This is a genomic window from Streptomyces sp. NBC_00370 (assembly GCF_036084755.1).
Taxonomy (GTDB): Bacteria; Actinomycetota; Actinomycetes; order Streptomycetales; family Streptomycetaceae; genus Streptomyces.
Map to the genome: position 1 here is coordinate 5,296,442 of NZ_CP107968.1, position 13,549 is coordinate 5,309,990.

General features: G+C 72.0%; 10 protein-coding genes. 7 read left to right on the forward strand and 3 right to left on the reverse strand.

Translation table 11 applies throughout. The annotated features are described in order from the left end of the window. Positions 1-49 precede the first annotated feature (49 nt). The 3 genes from OHS57_RS23635 to OHS57_RS23645 all read left to right on the forward strand — a co-directional run bounded on the left by OHS57_RS23635 (position 50) and on the right by OHS57_RS23645 (position 5,282). Positions 50-1,672 carry a serine/threonine-protein kinase gene (locus OHS57_RS23635; RefSeq protein ID WP_328583257.1) on the forward strand — a complete coding sequence of 541 codons (1,623 nt, stop codon included), beginning with the start codon at positions 50-52 and terminating at the stop codon, positions 1,670-1,672. 118 nt (positions 1,673-1,790) lie between these two features. After that, entirely contained in the window at positions 1,791-3,401 is a 1,611-nt protein-coding gene (locus OHS57_RS23640; RefSeq protein ID WP_328583258.1) for a succinic semialdehyde dehydrogenase, read from the forward strand. A gap of 129 nt (positions 3,402-3,530) precedes the next feature. Further along, entirely contained in the window at positions 3,531-5,282 is a 1,752-nt protein-coding gene (locus OHS57_RS23645) for a GMC family oxidoreductase (protein ID WP_328585148.1), read from the forward strand. A 447-nt stretch (positions 5,283-5,729) separates the two neighbouring features. Here the strand turns inward: OHS57_RS23645 and OHS57_RS23650 are convergent, their stop codons facing one another. Next, positions 5,730-6,008, reverse strand: a complete 279-nt coding sequence (locus OHS57_RS23650; RefSeq protein WP_328583259.1) for a chorismate mutase — start codon at positions 6,006-6,008, stop codon at positions 5,730-5,732. Positions 6,009-6,332: 324 nt separating this feature from the next. On the opposite strand from OHS57_RS23650, the gene guaA reads away from it, so the two are divergent. Then, positions 6,333-7,931: a glutamine-hydrolyzing GMP synthase gene (gene guaA / locus OHS57_RS23655; protein ID WP_328583260.1), complete on the forward strand. Its 1,599-nt coding sequence runs from the start codon at positions 6,333-6,335 to the stop codon at positions 7,929-7,931. Between the two features lie 103 nt (positions 7,932-8,034). Here the strand turns inward: guaA and OHS57_RS23660 are convergent, their stop codons facing one another. After that, entirely contained in the window at positions 8,035-8,484 is a 450-nt protein-coding gene (locus OHS57_RS23660) for a cupin domain-containing protein (RefSeq protein WP_041995319.1), read from the reverse strand. A gap of 184 nt (positions 8,485-8,668) precedes the next feature. On the opposite strand from OHS57_RS23660, the gene OHS57_RS23665 reads away from it, so the two are divergent. Continuing rightward, positions 8,669-9,934, forward strand: a complete 1,266-nt coding sequence (locus OHS57_RS23665; protein WP_328585149.1) for a hypothetical protein — start codon at positions 8,669-8,671, stop codon at positions 9,932-9,934. A 100-nt stretch (positions 9,935-10,034) separates the two neighbouring features. Next, complete coding sequence (locus tag OHS57_RS23670; protein ID WP_328583261.1) at positions 10,035-10,559, forward strand: DoxX family protein; 525 nt, start codon at positions 10,035-10,037, stop codon at positions 10,557-10,559. Positions 10,560-10,715: 156 nt separating this feature from the next. Here the strand turns inward: OHS57_RS23670 and OHS57_RS23675 are convergent, their stop codons facing one another. Further along, positions 10,716-12,068, reverse strand: a complete 1,353-nt coding sequence (locus tag OHS57_RS23675) for a PspC domain-containing protein (protein WP_328583262.1) — start codon at positions 12,066-12,068, stop codon at positions 10,716-10,718. A gap of 156 nt (positions 12,069-12,224) precedes the next feature. Here OHS57_RS23675 and OHS57_RS23680 point away from each other — a divergent pair, with 156 nt between their 5' ends. Further along, positions 12,225-13,547 carry a PspC domain-containing protein gene (locus OHS57_RS23680; protein ID WP_328583263.1) on the forward strand — a complete coding sequence of 441 codons (1,323 nt, stop codon included), beginning with the start codon at positions 12,225-12,227 and terminating at the stop codon, positions 13,545-13,547. Positions 13,548-13,549: the final 2 nt, after the last annotated feature.

The following is a 13,549-nucleotide window of genomic DNA, read 5'->3' on the forward strand; positions in this document are numbered from 1 at the left end:
CTCGGCCTTCGCGGTGGTCACGGCAGGGACAGTTGGTAAAGATATCCCCATGACCAACGACGGGGGACGGGCGAACGAGCCCACCAGCTACGGACTTCAGCCGCCTATCGCGCCAACTGTGCCACCGCAGAGCCTGACCCAGGCCGTGACACCGGCCGCCGACCCCGCCGTCGGGCGGGTGCTCGGCGGCCGGTACCGGCTCGTCTCGCGGCTCGGGCACGGCGGGATGGGGACGGTCTGGCTCGCGCACGACGAGGTCGTCGACCGCGATGTGGCGATCAAGGAGCCACGCGTTCCTGACCACGTGGGCGAGCGCGAGCGCGGCCATGTCTATCTGCGGATGCAGCGCGAGGCGCGGGCCGCCGCCAGGATCGACCATCCCTCCGTCGTCACCATGCACGACGTGGTGGTCGAGGACGCCAAGCCGTGGATCGTCATGGAGCTGGTGCGCGGCCAGTCGCTGGGCGACCGGCTCCAGGAGGGCACGCTCGACCCCCGCGAGGCGGCCAGGATCGGGCTCGCCGTGCTGGGCGCGCTCGCCGCCGCCCATGCCGTCGGCGTACTGCACCGCGACGTGAAGCCCGACAACGTCCTGCTCGGGCGGGACGACCGGGTGGTCCTCAGCGACTTCGGGATCGCGCAGGTCGAGGGCGAGCAGGGGCTCACCGAGACCGGCTCCTTCGTCGGTTCGCCCGAGTTCATCGCGCCCGAGCGGGTGCTGGGGCAGCGGCCGGGGCCCGAGTCGGACCTCTGGTCGCTGGGTGTCGTGCTGTACGCGGCGGTCGAGGGGATGTCCCCGTACCGCCGCTCCAACGCGCCCGCGACGCTCCAGGCCGTGCTGTCCGCCGAACCGCAGATGCCCGCGCGGGGCTCCGGCGCCTTCGGCACGCTGGTCATGCGACTGCTGCGCAAGGACCCGGCGGCCCGGCCGGACGTCACGGAGATCCGGCAGACGCTGGAGTCGGTGGCGCGGCCCCCGCAGGGCGGCCCCGGCGAGACGCGCGTGGTCACCGCGGGCGCCCAGGCCCCGGTGCCCGTCACGGGCGCCGCCGGCTGGGTGCCGCCGGTGCTGGCCCGCAGCCGCCCGGCCCGCTACGGACTCGGCGGCGCTCTGCTGGCCCTCGCGGTCGTCATCGCGCTGATCGTCGCCAACCCGTTCGCGAGCGGCGGTGGGCTGCCGTCCGGCTGGGGCGTACGGACGGAGAACGAGATCCTGCACGCCAAGATCGCCGTCCCCGACGAGTACCTGCGCGTCGAGGACGCCGACGACGGCAACGTGACCTACTACGACCCGAGCAATGTCTTCCGCGTCTACGCGGAGCGGGTACGGCCCGACGCGGAGGCGGAGATCCTCGCGCCGACGCCCGCCGCCTGGAAGACCTTCTACCGGAAGGGCGGTGACAACGGCACCGAGATCAAGGACGCCGCCGTCACCACCAAGGACACCGTCGTCCAGGGCAGGAAGGGGTTCGAGACGGTCGTCGACTACACCGACTACAGCGCGTCGGACGACGACGCCTTCCGCTACCGCTGGCACGAGCTCGTCATCCCCGATTCGGGTGGTTTCTATCTGCGGCTGCGGGTGTCGATGCCCGCGAAGGGATGGGCGGCGAAGCCGGGCGAGGAGTTCTACGGCACCGTCGTGGACCAGCTCGTCCTGGAGAAGTCCTGAGGTCGGGCGCGGGGGAGCGGGCAAGGCGCCAGTGATCACTGGCGCTTTTGTGAGCGGCCGGTGAAAGGTGTTACCGCCGGGTACCCAAAGCTGTGACAGGCGGCATACGCTCTGCGCCATGACGGACTCGCAGGCACCCGCCCCCGGCACCAACCCCGTGGCCGCAGCCCCGGCCGGCGCGCGCACGGCGGCCGACGTGGTCACCCCCGAGGTGGTCGCCCGGCTCACCCGCGACATCGTCGGCTCGGGCCGTACGGTCAGCCACACCCCGTACACCGGGGAGAAGCTGGCCGACCTGCCCGAGTCGACGCCCGACGACGTCGCGACCGCCTTCGACCGGGCCAGGGCCGCCCAGCCCGGCTGGGCGGCGACGCCGGTACGGCAGCGGGCGGCGGTGCTGCTGCGCTTCCACGACCTGCTGCTCTCCCGGCAGGGCGAGGTGCTCGACCTGATCCAGCTGGAGACCGGCAAGGCCAGGCAGCATGCCCATGAAGAGGTCCAGAGCGTGGCCGTGGAGGCGCGGCATTACGGGCGCGCCGCCGTCTCGTACCTGAAGCCCAAGCGCCATCTGGGCGTCGTACCGACGCTGACCAAGGTCACCGAGCTGCGCCAGCCGCGCGGGGTCGTCGGCCAGATCGTGCCCTGGAACTATCCGCTGGAGCTGTCGGCGGGCGACGCGCTGCCCGCCTTCGTCGCGGGCAACGCCGTCGTGATGAAGCCGGACACGGAGACGGCGCTCACCGCCCTGTGGACGCGTGATCTGCTGATCGAGGCGGGACTGCCCGCCGAGGTCTTCCAGGTCGTCATCGGCGAAGGCCCGGTGGTCGGCCCCGAGTTGGTCAAGCACGCCGACTACGTCTCGTTCACCGGCTCCACCCCGACCGGACGCGAGGTCGCGCGCGGCGCAGCCGACCGGCTGATCGGGGTGTCGCTCGAACTGGGCGGCAAGAACGCGATGCTGGTCCTGGACGACGCCGATGTCGAGAAGGCGGCCGAGGGCGCGGTGCGCGCCTGCTTCTCCTCCGCAGGCCAACTGTGCATCTCCATCGAGCGGTTGTACGTGCACGAGGCGGTCGCCGACACGTTCGTCCAGCGCTTCGTGGCGCGGACGAAAGCCATGCGGCTCGGCAACTCCCTCTCGTACGGGGCCGACATGGGCTCCCTCGTCGGCGAACGCCAGCTGAAGGCCGTCACCAGCCATGTCGAGGAGGCCGTCGCCAAGGGCGCCACGGTCGTCGCGGGCGGTGTGGCACGTCCGGACATCGGCCCGTACTTCTACGAGCCCACCGTCCTCGAAGGCGTCGAGGAGCCGATGGCCGTGTGCGCGCAGGAGACGTTCGGCCCGGTCGTCTCGCTCTACCGCTTCAGCGACGAGGACGAGGCGGTCCGGCTGGCCAACTCCACGGCGTACGGCCTCAACGCGAGCGTCTGGAGCAGGAGCGGCCGGCACGCCCACGCGGTCGCGACCCGGCTGCGCACCGGCACCGTCAACATCAACGAGGGCTACGCGGCGGCGTACGGCAGCGTCGGGTCGCCGATGGGCGGCATGAAGGACTCCGGGCTCGGCAGGCGGCACGGCTCCGAGGGCATTCTCAAGTACACCGAGGCCCAGACGGTCGCCCACCAGCGACTGCTGCCGCTGTCCCCTTCGTTCGGGATGGACGACGAGAAGTACGCCGCGCTGATGAGCCGCGGCCTGCGGGCGATGAAGGCGTTCCGGCTGCGCTGAGCCGGCTCTCCACGACAGCGAGGAGGACGAGTGTCGGACGACCGCAAGACGTACGGCGCCTCGGACGAGCGCCAGGGCAAGGGCAAGGACGAGGGCAAGGACGAGGACGACGAGACGTACGACTACGACGTGATCGTGGTCGGCTCGGGGTTCGGGGGTTCGGTCGCCGCCCTGCGGCTGACCGAGAAGGGGTACCGCGTCGGGGTGCTGGAGGCGGGCCGCCGCTTCACCCGCGAGACCCTCCCCAAGAACTCCTGGGACGTCAAGAATTACCTCTGGGCCCCGGCCCTCGGGCTCTACGGCATCCAGCGCGTCCATCTGCTCGGCAACGTGATGGTGCTGGCGGGCGCGGGGGTGGGCGGCGGCTCCCTCAACTACGCGAACACCCTGTACGTACCGCCCGCCGCGTTCTTCGAGGACCCGCAGTGGGCCTCGATCACCGACTGGCAGGGGGAGTTGGCGCCCTACTACGACCAGGCGAAGCGGATGCTCGGCGTACGGCTCAACCCGACCATGACCCCCTCCGACGTCCATCTGAAGGCGGCGGCCGAGGCGATGGGCGTGGGCGAGAGCTTCCATCTCGCCCCGGTCGGCGTCTTCTTCGGCGACGGTGACGACGCGGAGGGCGCGGCGCGCGGCCGGCCGGGCGAGAGCGTCGCCGACCCGTACTTCGGCGGCGCGGGCCCCGCGCGCAACGCCTGCACCGAGTGCGGCGAGTGCATGACCGCCTGCCGGCACGGCGCGAAGAACACCCTCACCGAGAACTATCTCCATCTCGCCGAGCGGGCGGGGGCCGTGATCCACCCCATGACCTCGGTCGTCGCGGTGACCGAGGACAAGGCGGGCGGCCATCGCGTCACGACCGTGCCGACCGACGCCCGCAAGAGCCGCAAGAAGGGCACGTACCGCACGCTGCGCGCCCGTCAGGTGGTGATCGCCGCCGGCACGTACGGCACGCAGACCCTGCTGCACACGATGAAGGACAAGGGGCTGCTGCCCCGGCTCTCGGCGCGGCTCGGCGAGCTGACCCGTACCAACTCCGAGGCGCTGGTGGGCGCGCAGACCGACGACCGGCGCTACCGGGCGCGCCACGGCGCGGCGAAGGCGGACTTCACCAAGGGCGTCGCCATCACGTCCTCGATGCACCCGGACGCCAACACCCATGTGGAGCCGGTGCGTTACGGCAAGGGCTCGAACGCGATGGGCGCGCTGTCCATCCTCCAGGTGCCGCACAGCGACCGGCGGGTCAGCGGCTGGCTCGCCAACGCGGCCAGGCATCCGCTGCTGCTGGCGCGTTCGCTCTCCAACCACCACTGGTCGGAGCGGACCATCATCGGTCTGGTCATGCAGTCGCTGGACAACTCCCTGACCACGTACCGCAAGCCGGGCGGTGTCGGCAAAGGGCTGCTCACGGCGCGACAGGGCCACGGCGCGCCCAACCCGAAGCAGATACCGGAGGCGACCCGGGCGGCGACGCTGATCGCCGAGGAGATCAACGGCTTCGCCGGCAGCAACGTCGGTGAGCTGATGGGCACCCCGCTGACGGCGCACTTCCTGGGCGGCTGTCCCATCGGTGCCTCGGCCGACGAGGGCGTCATCGACCCGTACCACCGGGTGTACGGACACCCGGGCATCTCGGTGGTGGACGGTTCGGCGGTCTCGGCGAACCTCGGCGTCAATCCGTCGCTGACGATCACGGCGCAGGCGGAGCGCGCGATGGCGCTCTGGCCCAACAAGGGTGAAGCGGACGGGCGTCCGGAGCAGGGCGCCGCGTATGTCCGTACGGCCGCTGTCGAGCCGGTGGCGCCCGCTGTCCCCGAGGGGGCGTTCGGCGCGCTGCGGCTGCCGTTCCTCGGGATGCCGAAGGTCCCGCCGCGCTGATCCGCGCTGATCCGCGCTGATCCGCGCCGATCCGTGTCGATGAACGAAAGAGGCGCTGCACCCCCCTCCGAGTGCAGCGTCTCCCGCGTTGGTCTCAACGCATAGAAGACCGGTGACCCGCGTAGATGGTTGCTGCCGAGATCGTGTTCTTCTTGAGTGATCTGCGTCACATCGTTGAACCGGCATGGCCGGACCGGCATCGTCGGACGGACGTGGAAACGGCCGGCCCCGGGCGTCCCCGGAGCCGGCCGTCCCTGGGTGACCGGGCTGCTGTCCCCTGCCGTCCGGTCACGGGGCGCCGGGGCGAGGTCCCACGGCGTACCTTCCGGTGCGCCACACGCCCCAACGGACGAACGGTCCAACGACGGCCTTCGGGACCCGGTCACGCGCCGTACGGGTGAGAGCGGTGCTCGAACGCAGGTACGGGAAACGTGGCGGCGCGACGGGTCAGAGCCGGCCCCTGGACAGCTCCAGCAGCGTCATCGCGAGCGCGGTGCCGGGCTTGCCCAGCTCCGCCCGGTAGTGGCCGAGGATCTCGTTCTCCCGGGAGAGGCTGACCCGCCGGCCACCGGCCGAGATCCGGGCCTGCTGGACGACGGCGGACACCGCGGTCCGTTCCCGCACGAGGGCGATGATCTGTTCGTCGAGTGCGTCGATGCGCACGCGCGCGTCGGCGATGAGGGCGTCCGCGGTGTCCGTGGTGCCCGTCGTGTCCATGGCGGTCATGGGGTGCTCCTTGTCGGGAGGGATCGCTCCCCGGACCGTGCCGGGCCCCGAACGCGACAGGCGCCCCGGGCCTTGCCGGCCCGGGGCGCCTGTCGGAAGTCGCTTGTCAGCTCAAGCAGCACGACCATGGCAGCCGGACGGGCCGGTGCCATAGGTAAAGACGTACGTGAGGTGCTTGCGCATGCCGGAAGTATGGACCACGGATCCGGAACCGGACCAACCCGGTTTCGGATGGTGAGACGGACGAGACGAAAAGTGGTCCTCCGGCCGCCGTTAGAATCGTAGGACCAGACCTCCTTTTTGTTCCCGCCGGAAGGCCGCCCCGTGCCAGCAGCGCCCCCCGCCGCCCCCGAGATCGCCACTCCCGACGCCGTCCTGGTCGTCGATTTCGGCGCGCAGTACGCCCAGCTCATCGCCCGTCGGGTGCGTGAGGCCCGGGTCTACAGCGAGATCGTCCCGTCCACGATGCCGGTGGCCGAGATGCTGGCCAAGAACCCCCGGGCGATCATCCTCTCCGGCGGCCCCTCCTCCGTGTACGCGGAGGGCGCCCCGCGCCTGGACCCCGCGATCTTCGAGGCGGGCGTGCCGGTCTTCGGCATGTGCTACGGCTTCCAGCTGATGGCGACGGCCCTCGGCGGGACCGTCGACAACTCGGGTGCGCGCGAGTACGGCCGCACCGGACTGCATGTCTCCAAGACCGGCTCCACCCTCTTCGAGGGCACCCCGGCGGAGCAGCCCGTCTGGATGTCGCACGGCGACGCCTGCTCGGCGGCCCCGGCCGGTTTCACCGTGACCGCGTCCACCGACGTCGTCCCGGTCGCCGCCTTCGAGAACGACGAGAAGAAGCTGTACGGCGTCCAGCACCACCCCGAGGTGCTGCACTCGACCTACGGCCAGCAGGTCCTTGAGCACTTCCTCTACCGGGGCGCCGGCATCGAGCCGACCTGGACCACGGCCAACGTCGTGGACGAGCAGGTCGCGCTGATCCGCGAGCAGGTCGGCACCAAGCGCGCCATCTGCGGGCTGTCCGGCGGCGTCGACTCGGCGGTGGCGGCCGCGCTCGTACAGAAGGCCATCGGTGCCCAGCTGACCTGCGTGTACGTCGACCACGGCCTGATGCGCAAGGGCGAGACCGAGCAGGTCGAGAAGGACTTCGTCGCCGCCACGGGCGTGCAGCTCAAGGTCGTCGACGCGGAGGAGCGCTTCCTCACCGCGCTCAAGGGGGTCTCCGACCCCGAGCAGAAGCGCAAGATCATCGGCCGTGAGTTCATCCGCGTCTTCGAGCAGGCCCAGGCCGAGATCGTCGCCGAGGCGGGCGCCGAGGGCGAGGACGTCGCGTTCCTCGTCCAGGGCACCCTCTACCCCGACGTGGTCGAGTCCGGCGGCGGCACCGGCACCGCCAACATCAAGTCGCACCACAACGTCGGCGGCCTGCCCGACGACATCGAGTTCCAGCTGATCGAACCGCTGCGCCAGCTGTTCAAGGACGAGGTCAGGATGGTCGGCCAGCAGCTCGGCCTGCCGGAGGAGATCGTCCAGCGCCAGCCGTTCCCGGGTCCCGGCCTCGGCATCCGCATCGTCGGGGACGTCACCCGCGAACGCCTCGACCTGCTGCGCGAGGCGGACGCCATCGCCCGCGAGGAGCTGACGGCGGCCGGCCTGGACCGTGACATCTGGCAGTGCCCCGTGGTCCTCCTCGCCGACGTCCGCTCGGTCGGCGTCCAGGGTGACGGCCGCACCTACGGCCACCCGATCGTGCTCCGCCCGGTCTCCTCGGAAGACGCGATGACCGCCGACTGGTCCCGCCTGCCGTACGAGGTACTGGCGAAGATCTCGACCCGGATCACGAACGAGGTGGCCGAGGTCAACCGCGTGGTCCTGGACGTGACGAGCAAGCCGCCGGGCACGATCGAGTGGGAGTGACCTCCGACCCCCGGTGATCTCCGGTCCCGGTGACCTCGGACCCCGGTGACCTCGGACCCCTGCCCGGCCTGTCCCCTCGGGGTCAGGCCGGCTCGTTTCGGGGTCAGGCCGGGTCGTTCTCGTCGAGGGTGAAGTCCGTGAAGTCGAAGCCCGGGGCCACCACACACGAGACCAGCGTCGGTTCCGTGCCGACCGGTTCGGCCGACTGCCAGGCGCCTGCCGGCACCAGCAGTTGGGGCTGTTCGCCCGCCTCGACCGACGGGCCGAGGATGTGCGGCTCCGCCGACGACGCGTCGTCGTCCGTGCCGCCGATGTGCAGCCGCAGCGGGCCTCCGCTGTGCCAGAGCCACAGTTCGTCGGAGCGCACCTTGTGGCGGCGGGAGCGCTCGCCGGGGTGCAGCAGGAAGTAGATGCCGGTCGCGAAGGCGCGCTCGCCCGGGTAGCCGGGCGGGGTCGCGGCCGTCGGGGTGCGCCAGGTTTCCTTGAACCAGCCGCCCTCGACGTGCTGTTCGAGACCGAGGAGCGCGACCAGCGGTGAGATGTTGTCTGCCATGGCCGCCATTGTGGTACGTGCCTTCCCGCGCAGGTCGGCGACCCGCGTCAACAACGTAATCGTGTCGTCACCCGCCACAGCCGGGAGGGCGGCCCGTACCCCCCGTTCCGTGCGGCACAATTCGCAAGCGGCACAAGGAAGTTCACCGGGCATGGCGGACAGGGTGGGGAAGGCGGCATTCGGCGTGGCGGTGCAAGAGGCGCGACAGGGCACGCACGGCGGTGGCTGTATGTGCGGCGACTGCCCGCACGGGGCGCGGGAGGGACACCGGCAGGCGGTGGCCGCCTTCCTGGCCAAGCGGGAGGAACTGGCGGCGGGAGAAGGGCTGCCGGCCGCCGTCGCGCACTCGGCGGGGGCGTCCCGGCAGTGGGTCTCCGACGAACTCACCCAGTCGGCGCGGGCCGTGGCCGACCGCAGCAGGGAAGCGGGCGAAGCCTGGCTGCAGGCCGTCTGGCGCTACACGCTGTTCGCGGTGTGGGGCGGAGTCGTCGTCCTCGCGCTCGCCCAGGCGGCCACCGCCATCGGCGCCGGGTGGACCGTGGCGCGCACGGCGGGGCTGCTCGGCGCGCTCGTCGTCGGCGGGCTGCTCACCGGCGCCGCCGCGCTGCACCGCGCACGCGGCGGGCTGCTCGCGCCGCTGATCGGCGAGGACAACCGGCTCTCCACCTCGCGCGCCGTCGCCTCCGCCTGGGTGCTGTTCGTCGTCTTCGCCGTCCTCGTCCTCGCCCTCGAACTGGCCGGAGCCTCCGGGCACAAGGACCGCGACGCGCTCATCGACGGGCTCGAACTCGCCCGTGGCGCCGGGATCTTGACCGTCCTCGCGATCGTCTGCGCGATCGCCGTCGTCGTACGGCGCGTCGTCGCCGTACGGGTGCTGGCGCAGCGGCTGCAGAAGGTGCGCGCCGACCGGCCGCGCGCCGCCGATCTGCTCTGCGACGACGCGGGGCGCGGCAGTTTCACCGACGTGCAGTACGCGTTCGTCAACGCGGCGGCCGTCGTCTTCAGCGGCGTACGGCTCGCCAGGCGCCCCGAGCAACTGCCTGATCTGCCCTGGGCGCTGGCGCTGCTGGTCGCCGTCTCGGCCGCCACGTACTTCGCGGGCAAGTACACCGAGGGCGGCAGGCCCGTCGTGCTGTCCGTCGTACGGGCCAGGGAGGCCGGCGATCTGGACGCGCCCATCCGGACCGGTGACGACATCGAGATCCGGGGAGCCGGCTTCGTACCGCCGGGTGCCGGGACCCCCGACCGGCTCGCGAAGATGGTCGTACGGATCGGCGCCGTGCACGTGCACGTCCCGCTCGTCCCGGTATCGGGCGGTTTCGCCAACCCCTCGGACGCGGCGCTGACCGTGCCCGTACCGGTCGACGTGGAGCCCGGCGAGGTCGACGTGCAGGTGATCACGGCGGCCGGGGTGGAGACGAACAAGGTCACCGTGGACGTTCTCGACTGAGGGGTGAGCGTCGGCCGCGCCGTGTCCGTATGCATCAATGAGCACGCAGGGGAAAGCGGAACCTGCGGCCGCGGCGTGGGACACGAAGGGCAGGTCGGCCATGACTCAGGACTACCGGACGGACAACTACGGGACGATAGGCGGTGACCGGCAGGCGCAGGGGTGGCGGGAGAACTCCGTACGCTACGCGCTGCTGCCGCTCCGGCTGTTCCTCGGCATCACGTTCATCTACGCGGGCATCGACAAGCTGACCACCAGCGGCTTCTTCCAGGCGAGCGGCGCGGGCTCGGTCGGCGAGATGATGAACGGCGTGCGCGACAGCGCCGCCGTCCCCGCCCTGGTCGACCTGGCCCTCAAGAGCCCCGCCGGGTTCGGCTACGCCATCGCCTTCGGTGAACTCGCCGTCGGCCTCGGCACCCTCTTCGGGGTCCTCGGCCGGCTCGCCGCCTTCGGTGGCGCGCTGATCTCGCTGAGCCTGTGGCTGACGGTCAGCTGGCAGTCCACGCCGTACTACTACGGCAACGACCTCGCCTACCTGATGGCATGGCTGCCGCTGGTACTGGCCGGCGCCCCGATGTTCTCCCTCGACGCCCTGTGGGCCTCGCGGCGCCGTCGGATGCGCTGATGCCCCATCGCGACGACGGCGCTCAGGAACAGGCTGTCGCCGACGATCGTCAGGACCAGGAACCAGGGGACCTGCCAGGCGCCCGCCGCGTCGCCCGCGTAGACGGCGGCGGCGCCCAGCGCCGCGAGTCCTACGACCAGCCGGCCGGGTTTGGCGTCATGACGCGGCACGAGTGACCTCCACCTGGCCGAGGTCGACATGGAGTCGCAGGACGAGCGAGCCGGCGGGACGGGAACCGGCCGGCGGCGGCAGCGTCCGCTGCCCCGCCCGGTCGTCCGTCACGAACCGGTCGGACGTGCCGCCGGGCAGCCGCAGATTGGCGAACCCCGTGGAGACGCGCACCTTCACCGTGGCGTCCGGCGGGACGATCACCCTGAGCCGGCCAAGACCGGCATCGGCGGACGTCACCACCGTCTGTCCGCGCGGGACGGTCAGCTTCCCCAGATCGAGCGTGCCGACGCCGTTGCCCAGCGTGTAGCCCGGCTTGACGGCCGCAGCCGACGTCGCCGTCCAGTTCTGCCGGCTCCACTGCGTGCTGATGTCCTTGGGAACCGCCGCAGCCCCGGCGAGCAGCAGGGCGGTGACCACGGTCAGGAAAATCGTGCCGAAGCCGGTACGGCCGAAGAGGCAGCTCACGGCGAGACCGAGACCGAAGACGCCGAGCGCCGCGCTCAGCCCGATCTGCAGGCTCGTCCCCAGCGGCTGCGTGTGCCAGGACAGGCCGGTGCCGAGGCCGACCGCGATCAGCGCGAGCACGAAGAGCAGACCGCCGATGGAGCGCGGCCCCCGCACCCGGGTGGCGCGGACCGGACCCCCGTACCGGTACCCCCCGTAGCGCTGGCCGGGCGGCGCGGTGTCCCTCGGGGCCGCGTCCTGCGGGCCCCAGAGGTAGCCGGTGGGCACCGGGCCCGTCGTACCGTCCTTGACGATCGGGTCCCGCCACCACGACGGGCTGCCAGGCGTCGGCGGCGCCTTGGTCTCCGGCGGCGCCTCGACCGTGTGCACGACAGGCGGCCGGGGCGCGGCGGGGTCCAGCGGCTGCCCCTGCGGTACGGCGCCGCGGCGGCGCTGGGACCAGACGGCGGAGCCGACGACGGCGAGCGACAGCAGCGCGGCGAAGCCGAGCGTGCCGCCGTTGCCCAGCATCGACAGGAACAGACCGCAGCCGATCAGGGCGAGCAGGACGGCGATGAGCGCGGCGCCGTCGACCCGGCCCGACAGCAGCCGGCGCGCCTCGTTCTCGTCCTCGCCCTCCATGGGGACGAGCAGCCAGGCGAAGCCGTAGAAGATCAGCCCGAGGCCGCCGGTCACCGACAGCACGCCGATGACGATCCGGAAGATGACCGGGTCGATGTCGCAGTACCGCCCGAGACCGCCGCAGACACCGGCCACCACCTTCTGGCGCGGGGCGCGGTGCAGCGGCGGCCGTGCGGGCGGCGCGGCCGGCGCGGGCGGCGTCTGCGGCGGGGGAGCCGGTTCGGCGACCGGGTGGGCGGGCGGCGGAGTCATACGTCCATGGTGACGGCCCGCGGGGCGTGGCCGTACCGGAAGGGACCCTGGACGATCCCTGATTTTGACCACGCGCGGGCCGCCGGGGGCATCAGGGTCGGCTCAGGGGCGCGACCCTGATGCCCCGGGGCGGCCGTCCGTGTGACCATCAGTGGCATGCCAGCCGCCACGTCCGCCGCCGGAGCGACCTCTGCCCGTGGTTCCGCCCGTGGCTCCGCGCGCCCCTCGGCGCCCGAGGAGCCGCCGCAGCGCAAGCTCTACCGCAGCGCCGACGGCCGGCTGCTCGGCGGCGTCGCCCGCGGACTCGCCGGCCATCTCGGACTGCCGGTCGTCTGGGTCCGGCTGGTCTTCCTCGGCCTCTTCTTCGCCCAGGGCTTGGGCGCGCTGCTCTACGCGGTGTTCTGGATCGTCGTCCCGCTGGGCGTCGGCGGCACGGCGGCGCAGCCGCGCTCGGTCTTCGAGACGGGCCCCGACGGCAAACGCCGGCTGCGCAAGCCCGACAAGGGGCAGGTCTTCGCCCTGATCGCGCTCGTCATCGGCGCCGGCATCTTCATCGGCAACGTCAATCTCGGCCGTGGCCACGCGGGCCGGTACATCTGGCCGGTGCTGCTCATCGCGGTGGGCGTGGTCCTGGTCTGGCGGCAGGCCGACAACGCGCGGCGGGCCCGCTGGGGCGAGATCGGCCGCCGCCGCCGGGTGCTGCAACTGGCGCGCGGTCTCGCGGGGGTGGCCCTCGTCGGGCTCGGGCTGACCGTCTTCGTGGTGGTACGCGGCTCGGCGGCGCAGTTCGGCAACGTCCTGACGGCGGCCATCGCCATCCTCGCCGGGGTGGGGCTGCTGGTCGGGCCCTGGCTGGTCCGGATGACCCAGGACCTGTCGGAGGAGCGGCTGATGCGTATCCGCGCGCAGGAGCGCGCCGAAGTCGCCGCGCACGTCCACGACTCGGTGCTGCACACCCTCACCCTGATCCAGCGCAACGCGGACGACGGGGGCGAGGTCCGCAGGCTCGCCCGCGCCCAGGAGCGTGAGCTGCGCGCCTGGTTGTACAAACCGGAGGGCACGGGCAAGGACGAGGAGGACGAACCGACCACGCTCGCCGACGCGGTGAAGAAGACGGCGGCCGAGGTCGAGGACTACCACGGCGTACCGATCGAGGTCGTCGTCGTCGGCGACTGCCCGCTCGACGACAAGCTGGCGGCGCAGCTCCAGGCCGCGCGCGAGGCGATGGTCAACGCGGCCAAGTACGGTGGCGAGGGGGGCGCGGTGCAGGTGTACGCGGAGGTCGAGGGCCGGACGGTCTTCATCTCCGTACGGGACCGCGGACCCGGGTTCGACCTGGACGCCGTACCCGACGACCGGATGGGAGTCCGCGAGTCGATCATCGGCCGGATGCAGCGCAACGGCGGTACGGCCAGGCTGCGCGCGGTGCCGGACGGCGGCACCGAGGTCGAGCTGGAGATGGAACGGGCAGACGAATGAGC

What these genes read in the sequence shown, in the direction of transcription:
- OHS57_RS23635 (WP_328583257.1), top strand. Translation starts at nt 50, where the DNA reads ATGACCAACGACGGGGGACGGGCGAACGAGCCCACCAGCTACGGACTT.
- OHS57_RS23640 (WP_328583258.1), top strand. Translation starts at nt 1,791, where the DNA reads ATGACGGACTCGCAGGCACCCGCCCCCGGCACCAACCCCGTGGCCGCA.
- OHS57_RS23650 (WP_328583259.1), bottom strand. Translation starts at nt 6,008, where the DNA reads ATGACCGCCATGGACACGACGGGCACCACGGACACCGCGGACGCCCTC.
- OHS57_RS23660 (WP_041995319.1), bottom strand. Translation starts at nt 8,484, where the DNA reads ATGGCAGACAACATCTCACCGCTGGTCGCGCTCCTCGGTCTCGAACAG.
- OHS57_RS23670 (WP_328583261.1), top strand. Translation starts at nt 10,035, where the DNA reads ATGACTCAGGACTACCGGACGGACAACTACGGGACGATAGGCGGTGAC.
- OHS57_RS23675 (WP_328583262.1), bottom strand. Translation starts at nt 12,068, where the DNA reads ATGACTCCGCCGCCCGCCCACCCGGTCGCCGAACCGGCTCCCCCGCCG.
- OHS57_RS23680 (WP_328583263.1), top strand. Translation starts at nt 12,225, where the DNA reads ATGCCAGCCGCCACGTCCGCCGCCGGAGCGACCTCTGCCCGTGGTTCC.